General features: G+C 23.9%; 23 protein-coding genes and 1 pseudogene. 13 read left to right on the plus strand and 11 right to left on the minus strand.

Annotated features, from left to right (window positions below):
* Positions 1 to 693, minus strand: a complete 693-nt coding sequence (gene rplC / locus SPIRDC1_RS05590) for a 50S ribosomal protein L3 (RefSeq protein WP_174480934.1) — start codon at positions 691 to 693, stop codon at positions 1 to 3.
* Positions 694 to 808: 115 nt separating this feature from the next.
* A pseudogene (gene rpsJ / locus SPIRDC1_RS05595) lies at positions 809 to 1111 on the minus strand (30S ribosomal protein S10); the annotation flags it as partial.
* Positions 1112 to 1588: 477 nt separating this feature from the next.
* Between rpsJ and trmB the strand changes: the two are divergent.
* Positions 1589 to 2275, plus strand: a complete 687-nt coding sequence (gene trmB, locus SPIRDC1_RS05600) for a tRNA (guanosine(46)-N7)-methyltransferase TrmB (protein WP_174480935.1) — start codon at positions 1589 to 1591, stop codon at positions 2273 to 2275.
* Positions 2276 to 2383: 108 nt separating this feature from the next.
* Here trmB and SPIRDC1_RS05605 read toward each other — a convergent pair whose 3' ends face one another.
* A complete protein-coding gene (locus tag SPIRDC1_RS05605) occupies positions 2384 to 3262 on the minus strand; it encodes an ETX/MTX2 family pore-forming toxin (protein ID WP_174480936.1) in 879 nt (292 codons plus the stop codon).
* A gap of 388 nt (positions 3263 to 3650) precedes the next feature.
* On the opposite strand from SPIRDC1_RS05605, the gene SPIRDC1_RS05610 reads away from it, so the two are divergent.
* The gene (locus SPIRDC1_RS05610; protein ID WP_174480937.1) at positions 3651 to 4802 is read left to right on the plus strand and encodes a hypothetical protein; all 1152 of its coding nucleotides are present in this window, start codon (positions 3651 to 3653) and stop codon (positions 4800 to 4802) included.
* Between the two features lie 503 nt (positions 4803 to 5305).
* On the opposite strand, the gene SPIRDC1_RS05615 is transcribed toward SPIRDC1_RS05610, so the two are convergent.
* Positions 5306 to 6700 (minus strand): M17 family metallopeptidase, encoded by a 1395-nt coding sequence (locus SPIRDC1_RS05615; RefSeq protein WP_174480938.1) that lies wholly within the window; start codon positions 6698 to 6700, stop codon positions 5306 to 5308.
* A 147-nt stretch (positions 6701 to 6847) separates the two neighbouring features.
* Here SPIRDC1_RS05615 and pepF point away from each other — a divergent pair, with 147 nt between their 5' ends.
* The 3 genes from pepF to SPIRDC1_RS05630 all read left to right on the plus strand — a co-directional run bounded on the left by pepF (position 6848) and on the right by SPIRDC1_RS05630 (position 11657).
* Complete coding sequence (pepF, locus tag SPIRDC1_RS05620; RefSeq protein WP_174480939.1) at positions 6848 to 8686, plus strand: oligoendopeptidase F; 1839 nt, start codon at positions 6848 to 6850, stop codon at positions 8684 to 8686.
* Between the two features lie 129 nt (positions 8687 to 8815).
* Positions 8816 to 9805 (plus strand): GMP reductase, encoded by a 990-nt coding sequence (locus SPIRDC1_RS05625; RefSeq protein WP_174480940.1) that lies wholly within the window; start codon positions 8816 to 8818, stop codon positions 9803 to 9805.
* A 457-nt stretch (positions 9806 to 10262) separates the two neighbouring features.
* On the plus strand, positions 10263 to 11657 hold the full coding sequence (locus tag SPIRDC1_RS05630) for a hypothetical protein (RefSeq protein WP_174480941.1): 1395 nt from the start codon (positions 10263 to 10265) through the stop codon (positions 11655 to 11657).
* A gap of 273 nt (positions 11658 to 11930) precedes the next feature.
* Here the strand turns inward: SPIRDC1_RS05630 and SPIRDC1_RS05635 are convergent, their stop codons facing one another.
* Positions 11931 to 13073, minus strand: a complete 1143-nt coding sequence (locus tag SPIRDC1_RS05635) for a coiled-coil domain-containing protein (RefSeq protein WP_174480942.1) — start codon at positions 13071 to 13073, stop codon at positions 11931 to 11933.
* 291 nt (positions 13074 to 13364) lie between these two features.
* On the opposite strand from SPIRDC1_RS05635, the gene SPIRDC1_RS05640 reads away from it, so the two are divergent.
* The 3 genes from SPIRDC1_RS05640 to SPIRDC1_RS05650 are packed head-to-tail and all read left to right on the plus strand — an operon-like array spanning position 13365 to position 14998.
* Positions 13365 to 13568, plus strand: coding sequence for a hypothetical protein (locus tag SPIRDC1_RS05640; RefSeq protein ID WP_174480943.1), 204 nt, complete (start codon positions 13365 to 13367; stop codon positions 13566 to 13568).
* Positions 13569 to 13600: 32 nt separating this feature from the next.
* A complete protein-coding gene (locus tag SPIRDC1_RS05645; protein WP_368668562.1) occupies positions 13601 to 14686 on the plus strand; it encodes an SNF2-related protein in 1086 nt (361 codons plus the stop codon).
* A gap of 12 nt (positions 14687 to 14698) precedes the next feature.
* Positions 14699 to 14998 carry a hypothetical protein gene (locus SPIRDC1_RS05650; RefSeq protein WP_368668563.1) on the plus strand — a complete coding sequence of 100 codons (300 nt, stop codon included), beginning with the start codon at positions 14699 to 14701 and terminating at the stop codon, positions 14996 to 14998.
* Between the two features lie 11 nt (positions 14999 to 15009).
* Here SPIRDC1_RS05650 and SPIRDC1_RS05655 read toward each other — a convergent pair whose 3' ends face one another.
* Positions 15010 to 15339: a hypothetical protein gene (locus tag SPIRDC1_RS05655; protein WP_174480946.1), complete on the minus strand. Its 330-nt coding sequence runs from the start codon at positions 15337 to 15339 to the stop codon at positions 15010 to 15012.
* Positions 15340 to 15482: 143 nt separating this feature from the next.
* Between SPIRDC1_RS05655 and SPIRDC1_RS05660 the strand changes: the two genes are divergently transcribed.
* A complete protein-coding gene (locus SPIRDC1_RS05660) occupies positions 15483 to 16721 on the plus strand; it encodes an IS256 family transposase (RefSeq protein WP_174479940.1) in 1239 nt (412 codons plus the stop codon).
* 81 nt (positions 16722 to 16802) lie between these two features.
* Here SPIRDC1_RS05660 and SPIRDC1_RS05665 read toward each other — a convergent pair whose 3' ends face one another.
* A complete protein-coding gene (locus tag SPIRDC1_RS05665) occupies positions 16803 to 17423 on the minus strand; it encodes a ribonuclease H1 domain-containing protein (protein WP_174480947.1) in 621 nt (206 codons plus the stop codon).
* Positions 17424 to 17582: 159 nt separating this feature from the next.
* The gene (locus SPIRDC1_RS05670) at positions 17583 to 18626 is read right to left on the minus strand and encodes a BspA family leucine-rich repeat surface protein (protein ID WP_174480948.1); all 1044 of its coding nucleotides are present in this window, start codon (positions 18624 to 18626) and stop codon (positions 17583 to 17585) included.
* A gap of 534 nt (positions 18627 to 19160) precedes the next feature.
* Here SPIRDC1_RS05670 and SPIRDC1_RS05675 point away from each other — a divergent pair.
* Together SPIRDC1_RS05675 and SPIRDC1_RS05680 are read left to right on the plus strand one after the other, a co-directional pair.
* Positions 19161 to 19310 (plus strand): hypothetical protein, encoded by a 150-nt coding sequence (locus tag SPIRDC1_RS05675; protein ID WP_174480949.1) that lies wholly within the window; start codon positions 19161 to 19163, stop codon positions 19308 to 19310.
* 82 nt (positions 19311 to 19392) lie between these two features.
* Positions 19393 to 20391, plus strand: coding sequence for a transporter permease (locus tag SPIRDC1_RS05680; RefSeq protein WP_174480950.1), 999 nt, complete (start codon positions 19393 to 19395; stop codon positions 20389 to 20391).
* Positions 20392 to 20531: 140 nt separating this feature from the next.
* Here the strand turns inward: SPIRDC1_RS05680 and SPIRDC1_RS05685 are convergent, their stop codons facing one another.
* Positions 20532 to 21527 (minus strand): IS3 family transposase, encoded by a 996-nt coding sequence (locus SPIRDC1_RS05685; RefSeq protein WP_174479968.1) that lies wholly within the window; start codon positions 21525 to 21527, stop codon positions 20532 to 20534.
* A 206-nt stretch (positions 21528 to 21733) separates the two neighbouring features.
* On the opposite strand from SPIRDC1_RS05685, the gene SPIRDC1_RS10305 reads away from it, so the two are divergent.
* Entirely contained in the window at positions 21734 to 21865 is a 132-nt protein-coding gene (locus SPIRDC1_RS10305; RefSeq protein WP_255495890.1) for a hypothetical protein, read from the plus strand.
* A gap of 163 nt (positions 21866 to 22028) precedes the next feature.
* Entirely contained in the window at positions 22029 to 23024 is a 996-nt protein-coding gene (locus SPIRDC1_RS05690; RefSeq protein WP_174479968.1) for an IS3 family transposase, read from the plus strand.
* A 72-nt stretch (positions 23025 to 23096) separates the two neighbouring features.
* Here the strand turns inward: SPIRDC1_RS05690 and secA are convergent, their stop codons facing one another.
* A complete protein-coding gene (secA, locus tag SPIRDC1_RS05695) occupies positions 23097 to 25481 on the minus strand; it encodes a preprotein translocase subunit SecA (RefSeq protein WP_199188863.1) in 2385 nt (794 codons plus the stop codon).
* 434 nt (positions 25482 to 25915) lie between these two features.
* The gene (locus SPIRDC1_RS05700) at positions 25916 to 26911 is read right to left on the minus strand and encodes an IS3 family transposase (protein WP_174479968.1); all 996 of its coding nucleotides are present in this window, start codon (positions 26909 to 26911) and stop codon (positions 25916 to 25918) included.
* Between the last annotated feature and the right edge of the window lie 32 nt (positions 26912 to 26943).

Raw genomic sequence — 26943 nt, forward strand, 5'->3', positions numbered from 1 at the left:
TTATTGACCATCAGTAACTTCGGTTGTAGTATTTTGATTTCTAACAACTAATGATACTGGGGTTTTGAGAATTGGTTTTTTAACTGCTTGTTTAATAACAAGAAAGCCTTGTTTTGGTCCTGGAACTGAACCTTTTACTAAAAGATAATTATTTTCTTTATCTACTTTAATAACTTCTAAGTTAGCAACACTACGTTTAACATTTCCCATTTGCCCTGGCATTGGTTGTGATTTAAACACACGGTTAGCATTAATAGAACCTGTTGAACCCATTTGACGATGTAAACCTGATCCATGACCCATTGGACCACGTGATTGATTATGACGTTTAATACGTCCTGTAAATCCTTTACCTTTAGAAGTTCCTTGGACATCAACGAATTCACCTGCTGTGAATACGTCAGCAACATTAATAAGATCTTTATGATTAAATCCGTTCATGTTACGAATTTCTTTCACGAAGCGCTTAGGTTGACTATCGGCTTTTTTAAAGTGTCCGATTGTTGGTTTGTTTGATAAAGTAACGCGAAGATCGAACGTTGCAAGTTGTAAACTACTATATTTGTCTTTTACATTTGTTTTAACTTGACTTACTACATTTGGTTGTACTTCTATAATTGTTACTGGAACTAGTTGTCCGTTGTTTAAGAAAACTTGTGACATTCCTAGTTTCTTACCTAAGATTCCTTTCATAATTTCCTCCTTGGAATATGTTGTAAATAATTAATATTTATCGATTTTAATAATTTTTTTTATTAATCTTTTTTGATACTTGATTTAAAGTTGATTTTTTTTCATCTTTAGATTCGATTATCAAAGAGATACTAACACTATTAGGGATAGTAAGTCCACTTAGAGCATTTAAAGATTTTGGTGATAATTGAGCACCAATAATTCTTTTGTGAGTTCTCTTTTCAAATTGTTCACGTGAATCTTTATGTTTATGCGGTGAACGAAGAATAGTGAAAATTTCTTTATGAGTTGGTAATGGAATTGGACCTACCACTTCAGCACCTTCTTTTTTTAACACATCTTTAATTTTCTGTGCTATTTGGTCAATAGCTGAGTGATCATAACTTTCTAAACGAATTTTTACTTTGTCTCCTATGATTGCCATTGGCTATATCCTCCTTAGAACGATTTTTAATAAAATAAAGAACAAAACATGTGATATAATGACAACTGATATCAGTGTATCAGCATTTATACATAACAATCACGCCTTGTAAGTATAACATAGTGTAATGGTAAAAGGGAATAGCAAAATACAAAAAATACAAAAAAAATAATGGGTTTTTTGTTCATAATCTTTTAACTATTAATTTAGTTGTAAAAAATAAAGATTTTTATTAAAAAAATAATAAAATACCATTATTTTTTTATTATTTTCTTACTTTAAAAAAGTAAAAGGTAATATATAATTATAATATTGACAAAATTTATTTAAATAAAAATATTACATGATATAAATATAATAATGAAATTCTTTTAGCAAAAGATATTTAAACTTCAATTTTGATATAATTCTAAAATTAGTAAGTTACACTTTTATAACAACTATGTTGATTAAATTAGAAAAGGAATTACAATGAGAGTAAGAAATAAACCATGAGCAAAAGAATTTATTTTAACACATAATAATTTATGTATTAATGATCCCTATAATTACAAAGGGAAATGAAATAAGAAAATATTTCAAAATAAAAATCCAATCAATATTGAAATTGGAAGTGGCAAAGGAAATTTCATTATAAATCTTGCTAAACAAAATTCAAATCAAAATTATATTGCTATTGAAAAAAACATTTCTATTGTAACTATACTATTAAAAAAATTAATTGAAAATAAATTATGTAATTTAAAAATAATTATAGAAGATGCCATAAATTTAAAAGAACTTTTTGTCAATAATGAAATTAATAAAATTTATTTAAATTTTTCTGATCCATGACCTAAAAAAAGACATTTTAAAAGAAGATTAACATACCAAAAATTTTTAGAAATATACAAAAAAATTTTAATAAAAAATGGACAACTTTACTTTAAAACAGATAATAATAATTTATTTAATTATTCACTTTTGGAATTTCAAAAAAATAAATGAAATTTATTAGAATATACAATTAATCTACATCAAGATAATAATATAATAAAAAATGATGAAGCATTTATTAAAACTGAATATGAAGAAAAATTCATTAAACAAAATAAAAATATTAATTATTTATTAATACAAAAAAAAATAAAATTGAAGTTTAAACTTCAATTTTATTAAAAAAAAGTTAATGATTAAGTAAGATTATATTCATATTAAACTATAAAGATTTTTCATCAAATGTTACATTTAATTTTCCACCCTGTGAATCTCAAGAAATAGGTAAATTTAAAAAAAGAGTTTTTGGATTATCAGGATTATCTGTTGAAATAATTGAATAAGTGTTAGAACCAATTTTTGTTGTTCTTTATAGCCATTATCAACTAAAAGTTTAATCAAATCTTTAATAGTATAGTCACTTTTACTTCATTGACCGGTTTGTGATCAATAATATGAAGAACTAATAGTATCAGTTAAATTTACTGGATAACTAATTTTTCCTTCATTATGATATGTTCCTTGCTTAATAGCATATAAAACTGTTCCTATTGAATGTGATTTTAATTTAAATGATTGACTTGGATTAGTTAATGTTTCACTATCAGTAGTAGTTTTAGTTCCTTGTTGCTCTGAACCAAATTCAGCACTAGTTTCAACATCACTTTTACCAACTCAAGGAATTTTAAATTCAGCTTTAACTTTAACTCCAATTTTTTCTAATGTTTTTCAAGAAAAAGTATTAGTATTAGTAATAGTTTTAGATTGTGATTGAGTTTGATAAATTTGTTCGGTATTAGAACTATTAGTATAAATGTCTTGAAAAGAATCTACTATATTTTCATCTTTAGCAAAAGTCTTTATTGGTTTTAAAGTACCTTCTTTGCCAGTAAAATATTTATCATATTCTTTTTGAATCAAATCCTTCATGGAAATTGGTATTTCATAATTACCATCTGCTACTCATCCATTTTTTGGAATAATTGTATTATTAATATCTTTAATAATATTTTCCATATTATCTGGTTGATATCAAGTAAGTCCATTCTTTTTTGTTTCATGTTTTATAGAAGTATCAGCAAAAGTACAAGCAACTACATTTGTTACTGTTACTGTTGAAAATCCTAAAATAGACATTAATGATAATAATTTCCTCATATTTTTGATCATATATTATTTTCCTCCTAAATATTTATACACACATGTTTTGTGTAACCATCTTAATTAGCAGGACAAATAATGATTTAAAGATAAATGAATCATATACAATAAAATAGTTAAAGTCAAAAAAATTAATGAAATTATTGAAAATTAACATTATATTCAATAAATTTTATTTTTTATTCTTATATAAATAAGTAATAATTAATTATTTAATTTATACAAAAACTTATAATATTGATAATAGTAATCTTATAAATAACATTAAAAGTAAATATTGTATAAAATATTTTATTAGAAATATTACTTTTCTAATAAAATATTATTGATTTTATTTGAATTTATTATAAAGATTAAAAAGAAAAAGAAATATTTTAAGTAATTAAGGAGAATACTAATGCCATTATCATTAATAACTGAAACCACACCTTTATTACCACTATCAAATAATACTAGCACATGAAGACAAACTATTAAAAATTGAACTAATGGATTTTACCAAGAAATTAAAAATTTAGTTTCGGGGTCACTATGAATATCATCAGCTATTATTATAATTGCTAGTTTAAACATTATTAGCACTCAAGTAAATAATGAGAATATAGATTTTAAAAAGGCATTTACTACTTTAATTAAATGAGAAGTACTTGGCAATACTACTGTTTCACTCTTTGTTTCATTTCTAAAGAAATGTTTAACAAATTTCGGTAATAGTCAATTAGAAAAAACTTTATTTTATAAAATATGAAATAAAATAAAAGATAAAGTATTTACTAATACTATTGAAACACCTAACCTTAATTTTGAGGAAATAAAAACTAAAATTAATGTTCTTGAAGCAAATAAAAATACATTAGTAACACAAATAAAAGAGTTTTCAAACTTATGTCAACAATTAGTTACAAAGTTTAAAACTCTTTTAAATAATAATACTGAAAATGATATTATATTAACCATTGAAGAAAACATTAATAACAATCTTAAAGCATATTCAATAATTACTAATGAATTAATAAAAATTATTGCTACTTTCGCAGTTTTTACTAGCGGAGTAGCTTTTGCTAGTTCTATAAGTATTATAAAAAACGATATAGCCAATGATTTACCTTTAAATCCAACATCCTTTGTTAAAACTTTTACTGCTCTTGAAACTATTATTGTGTCCTTTTTAGCATTAATAATTTTTAAATTAAAATTTAATCTATTTGAAAATGGATTAAAAAATATTAAACGCTCATTATTATGACAATGCATTAAAAAAGTTATTAATAAACCTACTATTAGTGAAACTGATATTGAATTAAAATATGAAAAAATAACTGCTTTAAAAAGATGATATGATTTAAATTTTATTAAACTAGAATTTAATTTAAATGAAATACAAAATATTTTAGAAATACAAACTTTAAATCCTAATAATAACTACAATAGCAATATTTGTAAAAATATTAAATATTTATTTACTTGATTAATATCAATAGTATCTTCAATGACACTTGATAGTTATTTTGGTATTATTACTGCTCAAATAAGTGCTAACAAAAAATAGATTTTATAAAAGATTTAAAACTACTAATAACTAAAGAAAATATAATAGTTGCAATAATAGCCCAAATTGGTTTTTCATTTAAACTTAATATTACTGATTTTTGTTGAGAAAAATTTAAAAATATATATACTTGTCAAGCATTAAGTTATATATGTAATTTTCCTAAAAAATATTATCAGTCTGTTTACTCAAACAATTCAATTTTCCAATTAAATTCAAATATTACTGAAGAAAATTTAGAAAAATTAGTCAAAAATTATTATGAAAAATTTGATAAAAATATTAAAATCTTAGAAAAAATAAATATTAAATTAAATGATACTATTGATACAAGTAATCGACTAAATATTAATAAAATTAATAATTCTCAACTACCACCATTATTAAAAACACTACAAAAAATAGAATCAAATATTTTAAAAAAAGGTGGTGAATATTATGTTAGGTAGATTTTTTAGAAAATAAAAAAGGAATAATTGTTATGATTATTCCTTTTTATAACTTTATTTACTTGTACTATAATTTTTCATATATTGAACTAATGTTTTAATTAATACACCCATACCACGATCATTTTTATAAGCAGTTCCCGCAATATCTAAATGTAAAAATGGTTTATCTTCGCTAAATTCTTTTAAAAATGCAGCAGCATTTGATGAACCACCATATGGATCTTTAGAAAGATTACTTAAATCAGCTATTTTAGATGAACGCATATTTAAAATATTTTGTTGATGAATTGGCATTCTTCAAATTTCTTCATTAGTTTGTTGTGATGATAAATCAAAATCATTAAATAATTTATCATCAGTAGCAAAAGCACCAGTCATATAACTACCTAATGCAACTAGCATTGCACCAGTTAAAGTTGATAATTCAATAATACGATTTGCTTTTCCTTTACGTAAAGCATATGTCATACCATCTGCTAATACCAACCTTCCTTCGGCATCGGTATTATTAATTTCTACAGTTTTACCATTCATTGAAGTAAAGACTGTTTCTACTAAAGTAGCATGACTACCAATCTTATTTTCTGTTAAACAAGCAACAGCTACAAAGTTTATTTTTAATTGTAATTTAGCAGCAGCAATGGCAGCATTACATACACTAGCTGCACCCGACATATCAAATTTCATACCTTTCATTGCTGAAGAAGGTTTTAGTGAATAACCACCACTATCAAAAGTAATTCCTTTACCAACTAATCCTAAAATATCATCGGCATGCTGTGGATCACCTTTATATTCTAAAACAACAACACGAGCATCAAAATTACTTCCGGCATTAACTGCTAATAATAAATTCATATTTAGTTCTGTTATTTCTTTTTGCCCTAAAACCTTTATTGATAAATTTTTAATACCTTTTGCTGCATCTTGAATTTTTTTTGCAAAAACTTCGGGATATAACAAATTAGGTGGCATATCTTGCAAATTACGTGCTAAATTAATACTTTCTCCTTGAATTTCGATTTGTTGTTGTGAAGTATAGTTAGGGAATTTTGCTGTTGAAACAACATTATATTTAACTTTTTTTTCTTCATTGTTTTTACTTTTTAAAGTATATTCTTTAAAAGTACCGAATCATAATGCTTCATATATAGTTTGTAAAAGTATACTTTCATCTAAATTACTCGTAACAAAAGATTTGACATCAATATCCAAATCTTGACTATTATTACTACTAAAATTTACAAAAAAATTATAAACATCATTACGAGTTAAGCCTTTACTATCACCTAAATATAGGTAATAAGTTTTATCTTCAGAAATTAATGTTAATTTATTTTTTTCTTTAGCAATCAATTCATGAGGAACTTTATCAGCAAATACCGCTGTTAATTTTAATTTTAATTCAAGTTTACTACTAACATTAAGTAGAATATTTTTATCCATATTTTCACTCCTAAATGGTAATATTAAAATAATTACAATATATCTGAATTAATATTTTCGAAAATTACAACAAAAATAGATAAGTTAAACAATATTATTGTATTATTATTGTATTGTAATATTATACCATAGAATGGAGCAAAAACTATGAAGCGTTCTGAATTAAATGAAAAAGATAAAAAAAAGTACTGCTGAGATTTTAAGCATTTATTTATTAATAATGAATCTTGAAAAAAAGCTTTACCTGAGTTTGATAAATTTGCCAATCAACTTTTAACTTTTAAAGGAAAATTAAATAATATTGATAACTTTAAAAAATATTTAGCAATTAGCAAAGAAATATCAATGTTAGGGTCTAAAGTTGTGCAATATTTACATTATGGAGATTTAGATCAAACTAACTTAGAATTGCAACAATTATCTAGTTTATTTGCGACTCAACAAAGTAAGTTATCGGAAAAGTTAGCATGAATTGAACCAGAAATCAAAACTATTGGTTTACAAACTATTAAAAACTGAATTAATAATGATCCCTCATTAATGATATATAAACATGATATGGAAGTTTTTTTTAAATTTGAAAAATTTATTTTAAGTGAGCACGATGAAACTTTACTAAGCAAAGTTAGCAAATCAAGAAGTGCTGCTGGTGGTTTATATGATAGTTTGGTTTATGCTGATAAACAAAAAACAATGTTTAATTATCAAAATAAAGAACAAGAATTAACACAAACTTTATATTTAGACATTTTAGAAAATAGTAATCCAGTAAAAGATCAACAATTAAGAATTGATATTTCAAAAAAATTTTATGAAGATATTAAAAATAAAAAACATTCATTAGCACAAGTTTATGAAAGCATTTTAGAAGTAGCTGTTGAAGAAATAAAAATTCGTAACAACGATAAAGAAAAAGATAATAAAAAACATTTAACTACTTTAGAATATAGTTTATTAAGTGATGATGTACCATTAATACTATATGAAAATTTAATAAAAACAGGACAGAAACACGCTATTTTAGTAGAAGAATTTTATAATTTAAAACGTAAATTTTTTAAATTTAAAAAATTTTATAGTACCGATACTAGTTTAAAAATGACAACAATACCAACCAAAAAATTCAGTGTTGAAGAAGGTATTAATTCAGTCAAAGAAATTTTAAGTATCTTAGGTGATGAATATTTAGAGCAATTAAACTTAGCATTATTACCAGGTAGAATTGACTATTATGAAGACACAAATAAACGAACTGGTGCTTATTCAACGGGTGGTAATGGCGTAGAACCCATTATTTTAATGAATTGAGATGATACTATTAATTCACTTAATACACTAGCTCATGAATTGGGTCATTCTGTTCACACCCTATTTTCAGAAAAATATCAAAAATATCCAAATGCTGACTATCCAATTATTTTAGCTGAAGTTGCTTCAACAGTTAATGAACATCTAGCCTTTGATTATTTATATAATAAAGCATCAAATAATCAAGAACGCATTTACTTACTACAAACTCATATTGAAACTGTAATTGGTACTTTTTTTCGTCAAATTCAATTTGCTGAATTTGAATGAGAAGCACATAAATTAGTAGAAAAAAAAGTGCCATTAAACGCCGATATTTTAGCTGATTTATTTGAAAATACAGCTAATAAATATGGACAAAAAGCATTAGATAAATACGAAGAAAAAGCAAAAGGATACTCATGACCACGAATTCTTCATTTTTTCCACTCACCTTATTATGTTTATAAATATGCTACTTCAATTACCGTTTCTTATAAACTTTATGAAGATGTTAAAAATGGCAAAAAAGAAAATTTACTTAACTTTTTAAAAGCCGGTGGCAGCAAATATCCATTAGATATTTTAAAAGATGCGGGTGTTGATTTAACACAAATTGATGTTTATAACCCATTAATTACTAATTTAAAGAAAATGATTAACCAATTATCAGACTTAATTAATAATAAAGATAATTAAATTGCAAAAAAATAATATATAATACTAATGGTGTTTTAGTCCTTTAGCATTTTATTTAAAACGTTATAAAATAATATGTACATATTTTGACTATTACAATTAGTAAAGACTAAGGAGAATAAATAAAAAATGAATGTGAAATTTGATTTTGAAGATATAAATCTAATTGCAAATAAAGGAATAGTTAAATCACGAAAAGAATGTGATACCAGTGTTAAACTAAATGGTTTTACTTTTAAAATTCCAATTATTCCAGCAAATATGAGTGCTGTCATTAACCAAGAATTATGTATTTGATTGGCTAAAAATAATTACTTTTATGTAATGCACCGTTTTAATATCGATCAAATTAAATTTATTAAAAGTATGCATGAACAAAAATTATATGCTTCAATTAGCATTGGTATTAAAAAAGAGGATAAAGAGTTACTTGAACAATTAATCAAACTGAATCTAATTCCGGAATTTATTACTATTGATATTGCTCATGGTCATAGTAATGCTATGGAAGAAATGATTAAATTTATAAAAACTGCTTTTGCTAAAACAAATACTAAACCTTTTATTATTGCTGGTAACGTTATGACAAAAACCGCTGTTAAAGATTTAGAAAAATGAGGCGCTGATGCAATTAAATTTGGTGTTGGTCCAGGAAAAGCTTGTATTACTAAACTAAAAACTGGATTTGGTACAGGTGGTTGACAATTAAATGCTTTACAAGATGTTGCCAATAGCACCACTAAACCATTAATTGCAGATGGTGGTATTAGATGTAATGGTGATATTGCTAAAGCAATAGCTTTTGGTGCCACTATGATTATGGCAGGAAGTATTTTAGCGGGTTATGATGAATCACCTGGCAAAATTGTTACAATAAATGGTCAATCTTACAAAGAATATTTTGGATCAGCAAGTATTTTTAACAAAGCAGAAGCGAAAAATATTGAAGGTAAAAAAATACTTGTTCCATATAAAGGTTCAATTGCTGATACTTATAAAGAAATGGAAGAAGATTTACAATCTGCTATTTCTTATGCTGGTGGTAAAGATTTATCTGCATTAACAAAATGTGATTATGTTATTGTTAAAGGTACTATTAATAATGGTGATGATCGTTAATAACTTTTAATTTTTCTTTAAAAACAATTCTGGGTACCCAGAATTGTTTTTTATTAAAATAGAAGCAAATCAAACTGCCTATGATGATAATTGAATTCACTGTGATAATTGTTTAATGATATTAAAGAATCTAATAATTAAATTATTTTTAATATTTAAACTACTTTGTCTAAAACTTTTTTTCTGATTTTTCTGGCATTTTCTCTCTCCTTTATTATCATTTATAGTGAGCAAAGGCTTTATTAGCTTCTTCCATATTTTTTGCTTTTTAGTTTATATTCAATTATATTTTTAATAAAAAATAAATTAAATAAACTTTATTTAAAATACTAGATAAAAATATATTGTGAAATACGTTTTATTTCTTTATAATAAATATAAAAATTAATATAAGTTTTTTAATCCATTTACTTTCATTTCAAAGTAAATGGTTTTTTATTTTGAAGGGGATGAAAAGATGATTAATACAGAAAAATTACCTTTATTAAAAATAAATGAACATATTAATTATAATGGAATTAATAATTCAAATATGTCAATAAATCATAATGATTCATCTAGTACTGAAAGTATTATAACTTTAGATAATGATCAAATAACAAATGGAAGAGAAAATAATAATTTAAACAATTTATTATTTGATGGTGATTCAGTAAATACTATTGTTAATTTTAGCAATGATTGAAGGGATACTGATGATCGTTATGGTGGAAAAACACAAAAAAGATTAGATATTAATGGTAATTGAGAATATAATACGAAATTTATAACAGGTGATGTTTTAAATGAAAAAATAGCAAATATTAATAATCAATTATATTTAATGAAAGAAATTATATTAAATGATGGTGCAGTTATTTTAGAATTAACAAAATTAAATGAAAATAAAAAAATTGAAACAAAATATAAAATATACAATAATGAAGAAGAAAGAGAATACAATAATAATTTAAATGACTTGGATTTAACTACTTTTTTACCAATAAATAAAGAAAAACCTAATTTTTTAAAAAAATTTTTAAGTTCAAAATATATGTTTTTACCTAATACAATTTTTTTAAATTTTGCTTTCGGATCAGTATTATTATTTGAAGCTAAAAATTATTTTCATAAAGAAAAATTACCTGAAAATCTTTATCATAATTTTTGAGATGTATTAATGAGTGGTATTAGTGGTGTTATAGTAATGAATTTATCTTATTTAAATTACAAACTTATTTCTTTAAAAAATAAATGAAAATACTTATCTTTTTCTTTAGTAATTGGTGGTATTAGTATTTGAGATCAATTTTTATATTTACATGTTAGTGAAGAAAATTTCAACTTCATCTCTTTTATAGAAAGAATAAGTATCTTTTTTACTAGTATTTTAATTGAAGAATTAATTTTTGATAAAATTGCTCAACCTTGCATTGAAAAATTATGACAAAATTTAAAAAATGAAAACTTTTCAAAAATTATTAAATATGGTAGTACTGTTAGTATGCTTCTTTTTGTATCAATTTTTAAAAATATATTAACTGGTCTTTATGGCGAAGAAAAAGAAATAAATTTAGAAAATATTAAAAAAGCACTTCCACTAACACTATTGACAGTAATTCTTGAAAATACTCTTACTTCTTTTTCTTTTTCTTATTTTGATTGATTTTGAACAAAAATTTCAATTGCAAAAGAAATAGCAACCAATAGTATAAAAGGAATAGAAAGATTTGCTAATCAACAAGCACAAAATTATAGTTTTAAAAAATTAATAAAACAATTTAATTTTCAACCATTTAATGCAAACTTAATAAATGAAAGCGAACCGATAGATCATCCAGATTCAAATCAACCGTCTATCCAAGTTATGTAAAAGTAAAATCATTAACTCCTCTTTTGATGAAATATAAAAAAATAACACATTTTAGTTAAAAATATTAACTGAAAAAAAATTTTATAATAATAAAAAAGTGAATTAATAATTCACTTTTTTATTATTACAATTATTTAATATATTAAAACGAAGAAGTAAATCCCCTATCATCGTTATATCCAATTTCATTGAAACAGCGATTGGGATCCATTTCATTTCAAGATACAACATGTCTAGATGTTGAAGGTTGAGATTGCATAGTTGCTTGATTTCTTAATCCAGAAATCTTTTGTTTAATTTCATATAATTTTGCCTTTTTTTGTTGTTTAATTTCATTGCTTCTACTATTATTAAAACGACCACAACTAATAATAACTCAAAATTTATTAGAAAAATTTCGCCCCCTTTATTTGTTTCGGGAATGTTTAGTAATCTGTGTTTCTTTGTTTCTAATTTTTGGATTTCTTTTTCTAATTTTTCTAATTGAGCTTGATATTGATTTAACGTTAATTCATATTTATATTTTTGAAATTGTTTATTCAATCAAATAAAAGGAGATTTTAATAATATTTTTATTTGTGTTTTTATACTTTGTGAATTATAAATTTGTCTTACTGCTGCAAGACAACCATTAATTTCAATATTTTTTTTATTTATACTAAAATTTAATTTTGCAATTTTTTTATCTATTTTTGCAATATCTAAATTTCTTCTACTCATACTACGATTTAAATCACAAATATTTTCCATCTTCAATTTTAATCTTATTTTTAATCTTGCATCTAAAACCTCTTTTTCTAATTTTAGATTTGGACATAATCATCAATTTTCTTGTTTTATTGAAAAAAAATTATTTGCTATTTCAAGTTCATTTCTAGCAATTTTACAAAATATTCTTTTTGTTTTGTATGTTCTTCTTTCTAACTTAACAGTTAATCTTGCTGTTTTTAATTTTAACTTTGATAAAATTAATTTTTTATTTAAATCATGAGCATTAAAATTTTCAATTTGCTGTTCTATATTTGTTCCTTCAACTTCCAATACTCTTATTTCACTATCTAATTTCTCTTCTCGTATCATTTCTTTGGATATCTCTTCATCTAATGCCACTATGTTTTCTTTTCATTTTTTTATCATATATGTTGTTTGTACTTGTTTATTTGGTAATTGATTTTTTAATTTTAATATTTCTTCTCTATTTTTTTCTATTTGTTTTTGTATTTCATAAAGTTCATTAATATTTATAATCTTGTCTATTTTTTTAATTTGTTCAAAATGTTTTTTTCTTTCTTTTTCTAATTTTTGTTTTTCAATCTTTAAAACTATTATTTTGTTTTGTTTTGTTTTTATTACAGTATCTATTTTTTTGATTTCTTCTTTAAAAATTTTTGATTCCTTTCTAATTGTTTCTATCACTAACTTCTTCCTTTCTTTTTTATTTAATATAAAAAAAATCATTACTTTCTTAAAAAAATAATAGATTGAAAACTATATTTAGTTTTTCTTTTACATTGTATATAAATATAATAAATTTACATGATATATACATTAATACTATTTTCTATATACAATTCAATAACTTATAATTCTTTTAAAAATAAATTATTAATAATCTAATATTTACTAACAAAAATAAATTATTTTTTAATTTATATTAATTTTATTATAATATTTAATATCATATACAAACACTAAAGTAGGTTAATAATGTTAGAAATCATAAGTTTTAATAATGAACATATTACAATTAAAGTGAAAAAAAATAAAAAAGAAATTTTAAATGCACTAGGTATTACTGATATCAATAATACTAATGAATTTAAAATATTTAATACTCCGTTTGCTCTTGAAATACTACTTAAATATACAAATAATAATGATAATTTAAAACATATATATAAAGCTCACTAATATCATGAAAAAAAATCCAACAAGAAAGAAACTTAAATGATTATCCAGGTAATCCTAAACTAAGACATTATCAACGTGTTGATGTTGCAATTTTAAAAGCAAATAAAAGATTTGGCTTATTTAATGAAATGCGTACTGGGAAAACACCAACTATTTTAACAGCATTATCAGAAATCAAAACTAATAAAATATTATTTGTTGTTCCTAAGTCAACTATTTTATTAACATGGGTTCCTGAAATTAAAAAATGAACTACCTATAATTGTATTACTATTAAAGATGATATTACTAAAGTGCGAACAGAAAAATATAATCAATTTAAAAATAGTAATAATTGTATTTTAGTAGTTTCTAAAAACACTTTTAAAAATGATATAAAAAATAAATTATTAACTAAATTTGATTTTACATTAGTTATTGATGAAGCACATTTTTTAAGAAACTATAAAACTGCACAAAGTTCAACAATTTTGGAAGTTGCAAATAAAGTATCATCAGTTTATTGTTTAACTGGTACCCCTGCCAATAATCATCCTAGTGATATTTTTGGTATATTAAAAATTATTGATAATAAAGTATATAAAAATATTGATTATTGAGATTTTGTTGCTCGTTATTTTGGAATAATTAGAAAACGTATTACCAATTTTGTAACTATTAATATACCAAAACCAAATGTTAAACCACAACTAGCAGCAGAGTTTGATTATTTAGTTAAAAAAATATCAATTATGCGCAAACAAATTGATGTACGTAATGAAATGCCAAAAATTATTAAAAATGATTTAATTTTAACTATGCCCAAAGCACAAACCGCAATTTATTATGATACTCTTGAAACTATGAAACAAGAATTATTTTATAATAAAAAATCTAAAATAACTTTTTTACAAATATTTACGAAATTAAGAACTATTTGTTCAACACCTATTAATGAAGGAATGAAAGAATTAGGAGCAAAATTTAATTGACTACTAGACTACTTACATGATAATGAAAATGATTCAATTATTATTTATAGTAGTTTTAGTGATAAAGGAATTAACATTTTAAGTAACATTTTAGATAAACATAAATTAAATCATCAATTAATTACTGGTAAAGTAAATCATGAATAAAGGCTTAAAGCTATTAGTGATTTTCAAAGTAAAAAAGTTAAAATTATTTTATGTAATATTAAATCTACTAATGTTGGTATCACATTAGATAAAGGTGATGTTATGATTTTTCTAGATCGTGAATTAAACCCAACCGAAAATGAGCAAGCTGAAAGTCGCTTTTTTCCAACTCAATTAAACGATAATAAAACTAGAGAAATTATTAATTTATATTGTGCTAATACTATCGATTTAAAAATTAGAGACATCCTTAATAATAAAATTGATATTAATAAAATAATTAATGATCAAGGTATTAAATTTTTTCAATAATTTTATTATATTTAATAAACTAAACGAGGATTAAAAACAAGATCTGCATTATTATTAGGAATGAATTGTTCATCATTAATTTCAAGAATATATTCTTGCAATAAAGGCGCAAATTCGTTTGAAGATTGAAAAGAATGAGTGTTATCAATGATTTGTTGACTTTCAAAAAATTCTCTATAATCATCATTATCTTCTTCATCATTTAAACAACAAAAAAGACCTGAAATAAAACCAAAAAGAGCACCAGTAAAACATCCTGAAAGCACTGTTATAGCTGAAGTAATATCAAATTCAAGAATATTTTGTTCTCTTTTTTGATATAGATCAGAAAGAGTAAACAAACTACCTCTAATAATATTTCCTAAACAAGTTGCTAATATTATTTTTTTGGGAATGTTTAGTAATCTGTGTGACTTACAAAAATAACTATGTTTAATTAATTCTAGTAAATATAATTTATATATCTAGAAAGAGTGAGTTACAGATGGCTAAAAAAGATAATCTTAATAACAATGATCCAATATCAAAAGCAGTAGATTTATTATTAGAAAATACTGAGGATTTAACAACAGTTTTTAAAGAGGGAGGCTTATATAAAGAATTAACTAAACGATTGGTAGAAAAAATGTTGAATTCTGAGATGCAAAATTATTTAGGACACGAAAGAAATCAACGCAGTAATAATGACAATGTTCGTAATGGTACAACATCAAAAAAATTAATAACTCAACAAGGTAAAATTGAAATTGATGTACCAAGAGATCGTAATAGTAATTTTGAACCAGTAATAATCACAAAAAGACAGAGAAGATTTGATGGTTTTGATCAACAAGTTCTTTCACTATATGCAAAAGGTATGACTTTATCAGATATTAGAATGCAGTTGCAAGAGTTATATGATGGCGCAGATATTAGCGAAAGCGTAATTAGTCAAATTACTGATGATGTCATTGATGATGTCAAAGCATGGCAAAATCGTCCATTAGATAGTGTTTATCCAATCATTTATTTTGATTGTATCGTAGTTAAAGTACGTCAGGATAAACGTATTATTAACAAATCAGTTTATATAGCTTTAGGAGTTGATTTAGAAGGTAAAAAAGATGTTTTAGGTTTATGAATTAGTGAAAATGAAGGTGCTAAATTCTGATTAAATAATTTTACAGAAATGAAAAATCGAGGCTTAAATGATATTCTTATTGCTTGTAGTGATAATTTAACAGGCATGTCAGAGGCAATACAATCAGTTTATCCTAAAACTGAACATCAATTATGCATAGTTCATCAAATTAGAAATAGCTTAAAATATGTTTCATACAAACATCGAAAGTCTCTAGTTATCGATTTAAAGCCAATTTATACAGCATGTAGTGAAGAACAAGCAATGCAAGCTTTAGAATCATTTGAAAGTAAATGAAATAAACAATATCCACAAATTGCTAAATCTTGATATAAAAATTGAGAAAATTTAATGGTTTTTATTAGTTATCCAGCAGAAATTAAAAGGGTAATTTATACTACAAATGCTATTGAATCTGTTAATAGCCAATTACGAAAAGTTATTAGAAATAAAAAAGTTTTTCCTAATGATATGGCAGTTTTTAAAATTTTTTACTTAGCAATTGAAAATATCACAAAAAAATGAACATTGCCTATTCAAAATTGAAATACAGCAATTGCTCATTTTATGATAAAATTTGAAGACAGAATTAATCTGAACTAGTACTTTGTAAAACAAAGAAACACAGATTACTAAAAAGCCTCATTTTTTTATTAATCATGTTATTTACCACCTTTTTAACATTTAAATTATTGGTTTAGACATTTTTTTTAAATTAAATGCTTTTCAAGCAAGAGCATCTGCTTCATCATTATATATATTACCACTATGACCTTTAACTCATTTAAAATAAACATTAACATCTTTTGCTATTTTATTATAAAATGCTTTATATGCCTTTGTTTCTACTTTAGTAGTTTTTCATTCACCAGTACATCATTTACTAATTCCAACATAATCATGACAAATTAAAATTGATTTTATATTATTTTCCAAAGCTAACTGCATTGCCTTTTGTGCACCCATTATTTCTCCAGCAACATTTCTTAATTTTGCTCAATTTTCATCATCAAATTTTTCATAAAATATATCTTTTTTGCCATTATTTAAGAAAACAAGTCCATAAGAAAATTGATTAATTTCTTCTTTAAAACTACCATCAGTATATGCTATTACTTCATATTTATAGTGATTTTCAGATTTTACTTGAATTTTATCATCTAAATAATCTTGAGCTTCTTTTTTAGTTGCAAATTTTTTATACTGAGCACCAGCATAACCTCTAATTTGTGTTTCACATTCATTCCAGTTTTCAAATATTCCAATTACTCTACCTTTTTTTACTGCATAAAATTTACTTGCCATAATTATGACTCCTCTATTGTTTATTTTAATTTTACAATAATATTAAATTTTATCTAATTAAAATTACAACTAAAAGCAAAAATATTGCTAATGCTAATTAGCAAGTGACTTTACTAATTAAATAAAATGGCACAAAAAAATATTTATTATTTTAAAATTTTAATTTTTAAATTTGGGTCATTTGTTAGGATCATTTTCAAATTCTGAATTTTTAGCAAATCATCCATGTCATAATACTTCATTTACATTTCATTTTGATAAGTTTTTATTAAATAAAGAAGCTTTATAAAACATATAACCCATATCGACCACTTTTGAAGTATCTCACTTTGAAATATCTTGATTAAATAACGAAGCTTTATAAAACATATAACCCATATCCACCACTTTTGAAGTATCTCACTTCGAAATATCTTGATTAAATGCCATTGCTCCAGCAAACATACAACGCATGCTTGTAACATCATTTACAATTCATTTTGAAATATCTTGATTAAATGATAAACAATTTCGAAACATATTATTCATATTTGTTACATTATTATCATAGAGTAAATTTGTAATATTACCATTAAATAACGAAGCACCATAAAACATTGAACTCATATCTCTCACATTAATTATATTTCAAGATAAATTTTGATTAAATGATAAAGCACCATAAAACATTGCATGCATAGTTGTTACATTAACTACATCTCAGTTTGAAATATCTTGATTAAATTTTTTTGCTCCAGCAAACATTGAACTCATATTTGTTACGTGTGCAATATTTCAACTTGATAGATTTTGATTAAATGATGAATCATTACTAAACATATAACTCATATCTACTACATTTGATGTATTTCATTTTGAAATATCTTGATTAAATGCTCTTGCATCCATAAACATATTTTTCAAAGATCTAATTTCTGATGGTAAATGATCAGATACTTTTTCTATTATTACTGGCATTTTAACAACTTGAATTATTCCTTCTCGATTTTGAAAAAATCCAATTTGAATAACTTCTTTGCTATTTATATTTGATAAATCTACTTCACTCGTTTTCACTTGTTTTCCATCTTTGTCAATGTAAATTGTATCTTGCTGAATTTTATTATCTAAAAATTGAATTTTTTGTGAACTTGTATTTAAGATAACATTAGTTAAATTACCCGTAATTGCTAAAATACTTAATGTTGTTAATAATGATTTCATAATTAATCACCCTCCAAGTTTTCTCCAATAACTTCTTAAAATTTAAGAAGATAAATATATTTTAGTATTTTTTAAAAAAATAAATAAACAATAAGTTATAAAAAAACAAAGCATTACAATTATCTTTAAATTTAAATTAAATAAAAAGTTATCAATGTACTTGCAAAATGTTCACCGATCGATAACTAAACTATTTTTTATTATTAAATTAATAAATAAAATAAAATACCGGCACTAATGATATTGCAATTAATAATGATAAATATTTTTTCATAAATTAATCCTCCTCAATTTTTACCAATAACTTCTTAAGTTTAAGAAGATAAATATATTTTACATACTTTTAATTATTTTTTAACACTTTTTTCATAAAATTCTATACTAATAACTTATTAACTAAATCTATTGCACTATTTAAAATAATATAAATTTTAATATATAAAACACTTAAAATATAAAAAAATAATTAATAAAATGATAAAACAGAAATCATGTAAAATGTATAATATAAATTTAAAGGAGGTTAATTAGATTATGCCAATTATTACAACTAAATGCTATATTTCATCATGTGAGAAAGAATATACATTTGACTCTTTATATCGTGATAAATTTATATATTGCAGTGGTAAATGTTATCAACAAGCATTCAATAATATAGTAACAAAATATAGACAAAAATAATAAGTTAGTTTTGGAGAGATATTATGAAAAAAGAAAAATTAATAGAATTGATTAACAATAAAATATTATAAGGTTTTTAAAAATGAAAAAAAAGATATTTAAAGAAACTGTTGATGATAATTATTCAACAAAGAAAAGTATTAACTATTATAATAATTGAATGATTATAATTTTTTCATGATTAACAAGTGTAACTTTACTAATTAGTTGAATTTTATGAATTATTTTCTTTAAAGGAGAAACTACTGATTTATTAATCCTTATTGATAATTTAATCACTAAGAAATTTTTTAAATTCAATTTAACTTTTCCAACTCTGACAATTGCAGTATTGGGTTTTGGTTTCATAATTTTAGGTGTTGTTGCCTTTCCTTTTATTTTTTTAAAAAATAATGATTTTATTTCCTTAATATTAACTAGAATTATATTATGAATATCATTATTTTTTATTATTGGATCAATTTTATTTTTTTCCTTTGGTGGATATGTTGCTTTTTATAAATTTGCTTCTACGATAACTATTCAGAAAAAACTATTTTTCATTATTCCATGAGGATTAGAATTTTTTTATTTTATAGTTTTAATAATTTCTTGTATATGCTTTATTAAAAAGAATAGAAAAAAGAAATATATGTCACTAGAAGCAAAAGCACTATATTCACAAAATGAAATTAATCAAAATATAACTTCTTCAACAAATAATGAAGAAGAAGAAACAATATGAACGCCACAACAAATTGAAGAAGTATGAAATAAAGGAGAAATTATCAATAATTTTAATCCACAATTATACCGTCGAGATTATGCGGGTGCCTTAATGTTTTGACATAGTTTTATTGCACAACCGAAGCTTAATGATCCAATTGAAAGTTTAAATTGAACTATTGTTTATGAACGCCCCACCACAGCAGATGGAACTAATTATATTAAAAATTTAGTACCCATGAATAATAGTAATGCTGTTACTAAAGGTAATAATTTCCCCCATTGAACAACTTCAGTCACTTATGACAGTAAAAAAAATAAAAACATATTTAAAAAGAAGTCATGAAAACATAAAGAAAAAAATCAAATAGAATAAAAAAACATATTTAAAAGGGAGCATACCGATGTTGTCAATAATATTCAAATTTGTCTTAAAATTATAAAGTTAGACGAGAATAATTTTGACTTCAATAGGTAGTTAGCCCTAAATACTGGACCACTTTTGGATAGACAGTTTTAAATTTTTATTTGTGAAATTGGTGGTTTTAGAAATTTAGAATGTATTCTTTCGTAATTATAAAACATAATATATTGGTTTACATCATTTATAGCTTCATTGAGAGAAAAATATTGATTTGAACCTTTAGGTAGTCATTCTTGAGATAAATGAGAAAATCAGTTTTCAGATATTACATTGCCACCAATATCATAAGGTTGTTTTTTGCTTAAAATTATTTGCTTATCAGCAGCTCAATTTGTGATGTCTTGACAATAAAATTCGTTGGCGTTATCTGAGTGTAAAATAACGTTTTTTACTTGGTTTCAAGAGAATTGTTGATTTATTTTTTCAAGTGCAGGAAGGATTAAATCTTGATAGGATTTGTTTGAACATGTATTATAGCTTACAATATTATTTGAATAAAAATCAATAATTACAAAAAGATATAATCAACCTTCTTTAGTATTTATTTGTTTAGTGTCCATTGATCAAATTTGATTTGAAGAGGTTGTACTTTTATAATCTTTGTTTACTTTATCCATTGTAGGTATTCACTTATTTGGATTTTTTTTGTTTTTAGGATAGTTATTTTTAGTTTGTTTTAATCCTTGAAGATTGTGATCTTTCATAATTTTTCGCATTTGTTTTGTTGATAATTCTAGATTTAAAATAATATGTTTGTATTGTTTTAATCATTCTTTAAATGCTGAAAAAATTCGTAAATAGCCATAAATTTGTCCTTTTCTTGTAAAATGAAATTCAAGTAAAAGTTGGCATAATTCTTGATATTTATGTGTACAATTACTAATTTGATTTTTTTCTTTTTTAATAGGGTTTTGTTTGTTTTTTACAAAATAATATGTTGATCGGTTTAGTTGAAGATGTTGGCAAAGATATCTAATTGAATATTGGTTTTTGCTATCATCAATAATTTGAATTTTTTGTTTGATATTTAACTTGTTAATTACTAATGCTATTTGTTTAATTTTATCCATTATTAAAAATCCTTTCATGTCAAAATTAGTGTTAATTGTATAACACAATTGTTTTTCGAATACATTCAAGTTTTTTTTAAATTAATGGTCTAGTAAAAAGGGCTAAGTAGCAAGTAGCAAGTAGCAATTAGCTAACTTGCAACCTATGCATAACTATTGTAATAGTGTTAAGTCTGATGATTAATAAATTTAATATTAATTAATATTTAAAAGGAGGTGAAAATATGACGCAAAGAAAAACAAGTGCTAAAGTTGCTAGTATAGCTTCAAATGTACTTCGTGATGATAGAACATCAGCAAAATCTAAAGCTGCTGCTGGTAGTGCTCTGTCTCAAAGAGCACCTAAAAAAAAGTAATTTTTTAAAAATATATTTTTAAAAAATTACTTAGTATATTCTAATAAGAATTAGGTCAAAATTCTTAATAGCTACTTAGCCCTTTTTACTAGACGATTAATTTAAAAAAAACTTGAATGTATTCGAAAAACAATTGTGTTATACAATTAACACTAATTTTGACATGAAAGGATTTTTAATAATGGATAAAATTAAACAAATAGCATTAGTAATTAACAAGTTAAATATCAAACAAAAAATTCAAATTATTGATGATAGCAAAAACCAATATTCAATTAGATATCTTTGCCAACATCTTCAACTAAACCGATCAACATATTATTTTGTAAAAAACAAACAAAACCCTATTAAAAAAGAAAAAAATCAAATTAGTAATTGTACACATAAATATCAAGAATTATGCCAACTTTTACTTGAATTTCATTTTACAAGAAAAGGACAAATTTATGGCTATTTACGAATTTTTTCAGCATTTAAAGAATGATTAAAACAATACAAACATATTATTTTAAATCTAGAATTATCAACAAAACAAATGCGAAAAATTATGAAAGATCACAATCTTCAAGGATTAAAACAAACTAAAAATAACTATCCTAAAAACAAAAAAAATCCAAATAAGTGAATACCTACAATGGATAAAGTAAACAAAGATTATAAAAGTACAACCTCTTCAAATCAAATTTGATCAATGGACACTAAACAAATAAATACTAAAGAAGGTTGATTATATCTTTTTGTAATTATTGATTTTTATTCAAATAATATTGTAAGCTATAATACATGTTCAAACAAATCCTATCAAGATTTAATTCTTCCTGCACTTGAAAAAATAAATCAACAATTCTCTTGAAACCAAGTAAAAAACGTTATTTTACACTCAGATAACGCCAACGAATTTTATTGTCAAGACATCACAAATTGAGCTGCTGATAAGCAAATAATTTTAAGCAAAAAACAACCTTATGATATTGGTGGCAATGTAATATCTGAAAACTGATTTTCTCATTTATCTCAAGAATGACTACCTAAAGGTTCAAATCAATATTTTTCTCTCAATGAAGCTATAAATGATGTAAACCAATATATTATGTTTTATAATTACGAAAGAATACATTCTAAATTTCTAAAACCACCAATTTCACAAATAAAAATTTAAAACTGTCTATCCAAAAGTGGTCCAGTATTTAGGGCTAACCACCAAATACTTAGTTTTTTAAATAAAGATTAATTATCCAATTTTAGTTTTAGTTTCAACATTACTTGCTAATACTGTATCCAATACATCTTGACCACCACGGACCTGATGTTGTTCTGGATCAATGCTATGTAACATAATAATAACTTGATGAGCAACATTGATTTTCATACGATTAAATAATTTTGAAGCTTCCTCAATATAAGCTTGTAAGGGATTTAACTGCGCATAACCACGCAAATGGATTCCTGCACGCAGTTTACTTAAAGCATCAATGTGATTAGTTCAATATTGATCAAAAGTTTGTAAAATAACACTATTTTCAATTTGTTTTATAATAACATCATTTAATTTTTCTCTTTTTTCAAGATAAAAATTATAAGATTTTTCAACAATTAAATCAATATTTTCTTCAGTACTTAATCGATTTAACTTTTCTGCTATTAAATCATTAGACTTAATTAATTTATTTTCAATACCTTTAACTAATTCATCATAATCAATAAACTGTTCTCTACCAACAACTTTATTAAAAATATTTAGTAAATCACGTGCTACTGTTCTGTGCATATTTTTGATTAAATCTAATAAATCATCAGCAAGTAAAATATTATCACGTTGATGATATGTAGCTTCACGATGCTGAGCAATAACATTATCATAATCTAATAAGTTTTTTCTTGCATCAAAATTCATACCTTCAATTTTTTGTTGTGCTCTAGTAATTGATCTAGTTAACATTTTTGATCTAATATAGTCTTCACCTAAACTTGCAAAAGCTTTTTTTAATTTTTCACCACCAAAACGTAACATCAAATCATCTTCAATCGAAACATAAAATCGTGAAAATCCAGGATCACCTTGTCTTCCGGCTCTTCCACGTAATTGATTATCAATTCTTCGTGCTTCGTTTCTTTCGGTACCTAATACAACAAGGCCACCAAGCTCAATAACACCCTTACCAAGTTTAATATCAGTTCCACGTCCTGCCATATTAGTTGCTAAAGTAATTGATCCTTTTTCACCAGCTCTAGCAATAATATCAGCTTCACGAGCATGATTTTTAGCATTTAAAATCTCATGCTTAATTCCTTCCAAAGTTAACATATTAGCAATTCGTTCTGATACATCAACATTAGCAGTACCAATCAAAATTGGTTGTCCTTTAGTATGTCGTTCTTTAACTTCTGCAATTAAAGATTTAAATTTAGCATTTAATGAAGCAAAAACATGATCGGGTTTATCTTCTCGAATAATTGGTTTATTAGTAGGAATCTTAATTACTCTCATATTATAAATTTTTACAAATTCTTCTTCTTCGGTTTTAGCAGTTCCTGTCATACCACTTAATTTATTATATAAACGGAAAAAGTTTTGATAAGTAATAGTAGCTACTGTTGTTGTTTCTTGTTGAATTGTAACATTTTCTTTAGCCTGTAAAGCTTGATGAAGTCCATCACTATATACTCTACCAGGCATTAATCTACCAGTAAACTGATCAACTAGCACAATTTCACCATCTTTAACAACATATTCTACATCTAATTTGAAAACATGATTAGCACGAAGTGCATTTTGAATATGATGAAATAATTCCGAGTTATCAATATCAAATAAATTTTTTAAATTAAACTGTTTTTGAGCTTTATTAACACCCGTTACTGTTAATGCAATTTGACGTGATTCTCAATCAATTTTATAATCTTCAGGTATTAAAGTTTTTGCAAAAACATCTGATGCTTGATATAAAGGAGTACGATTTTTTGAACCACCAGAAATAATTAAAGGTGTTCTTGATTCATCAATTAAAACAGAGTCCGCCTCATCAATGATAGCATAATTAAGCTGACGTTGAACTTTTTCTGGATAAACCTTAACCATATTATCACGCAAATAATCAAAGCCTAATTCCGAATTAGTTGTATATGTAACATCTTTTAAATACGCTTCACGTTTTTGATTAGTAGACTGATCACGAAGACTAACGCCAATAGTAATTCCCAAAAATTCTAAAATTGGTCGATTTAATTCAGCATCTCTTGCCGCTAAATATTCATTAACAGTAATAACATGAACACCTTTACTACTTAAAGCATTTAGATAAATTGGCATCACAGCAGTTAAAGTTTTTCCTTCACCAGTTCGCATTTCAGCAACATCACCATTATGAAGAACAATACCACCAATTAATTGAACAGGATATGGATGTAATCCACTAATTCTTCTTGCTGCTTCTCTAATTGTCGCAAAAGCTTCAACTAAAATATCATCTAAAGTCTCACCTTCTGCCAATCTGGTTCTGAATTCAACTGTTTTATTTGCTAATTCTTCATCTTTAATTTTTCTCATTGTTTCATCAAGGCTAATTATTGCCTTAACTTGTTTATTAATTTTTCGTAAAATTTTACGATCTCACATAAAGTAAATCACCATTTTTTTCTTTATTATTACTTATACTTATTATTACTTGTAAAGTAATAAAATCTTTATTATTTTAACATAAAAAAACTTAGAAAACTTAGTACCCAAAAAAAAATTGTATTTATATTATATTTTTTTCTTTCTCTTCGAAGTTAGAAAAAATAATTTACTATAATTATTTTAATTACTATAAAAAACTTGATTATTATATGATTTAATATTACTTTTATTAAAAGATTCCTTGTTAATTTCTGATTTTGTAAGTTCAATAAAATTAATTTTAGATTCTAACATTTTATTTAAACTATTTTCATTAAAATTATCTTCTTCTTTTTTTAATTTGATTTTTTTTCTAAGTTGATTTTTATTTTTTTTAAAAATATAAAATGGTGGTTAGCCCTAAATACTGGACCACTTTTGGATAGACAGTTTTAAATTTTTATTTGTGAAATTGGTGGTTTTAGAAATTTAGAATGTATTCTTTCGTAATTATAAAACATAATATATTGGTTTACATCATTTATAGCTTCATTGAGAGAAAAATATTGATTTGAACCTTTAGGTAGTCATTCTTGAGATAAATGAGAAAATCAGTTTTCAGATATTACATTGCCACCAATATCATAAGGTTGTTTTTTGCTTAAAATTATTTGCTTATCAGCAGCTCAATTTGTGATGTCTTGACAATAAAATTCGTTGGCGTTATCTGAGTGTAAAATAACGTTTTTTACTTGGTTTCAAGAGAATTGTTGATTTATTTTTTCAAGTGCAGGAAGGATTAAATCTTGATAGGATTTGTTTGAACATGTATTATAGCTTACAATATTATTTGAATAAAAATCAATAATTACAAAAAGATATAATCAACCTTCTTTAGTATTTATTTGTTTAGTGTCCATTGATCAAATTTGATTTGAAGAGGTTGTACTTTTATAATCTTTGTTTACTTTATCCATTGTAGGTATTCACTTATTTGGATTTTTTTTGTTTTTAGGATAGTTATTTTTAGTTTGTTTTAATCCTTGAAGATTGTGATCTTTCATAATTTTTCGCATTTGTTTTGTTGATAATTCTAGATTTAAAATAATATGTTTGTATTGTTTTAATCATTCTTTAAATGCTGAAAAAATTCGTAAATAGCCATAAATTTGTCCTTTTCTTGTAAAATGAAATTCAAGTAAAAGTTGGCATAATTCTTGATATTTATGTGTACAATTACTAATTTGATTTTTTTCTTTTTTAATAGGGTTTTGTTTGTTTTTTACAAAATAATATGTTGATCGGTTTAGTTGAAGATGTTGGCAAAGATATCTAATTGAATATTGGTTTTTGCTATCATCAATAATTTGAATTTTTTGTTTGATATTTAACTTGTTAATTACTAATGCTATTTGTTTAATTTTATCCATTATTAAAAATCCTTTCATGTCAAAATTAGTGTTAATTGTATAACACAATT

The organism is Spiroplasma endosymbiont of Danaus chrysippus (assembly GCF_902809815.1).
In the GTDB taxonomy this organism is placed as follows: domain Bacteria; phylum Bacillota_I; class Bacilli_A; order Mycoplasmatales; family VBWQ01; genus Spiroplasma_E.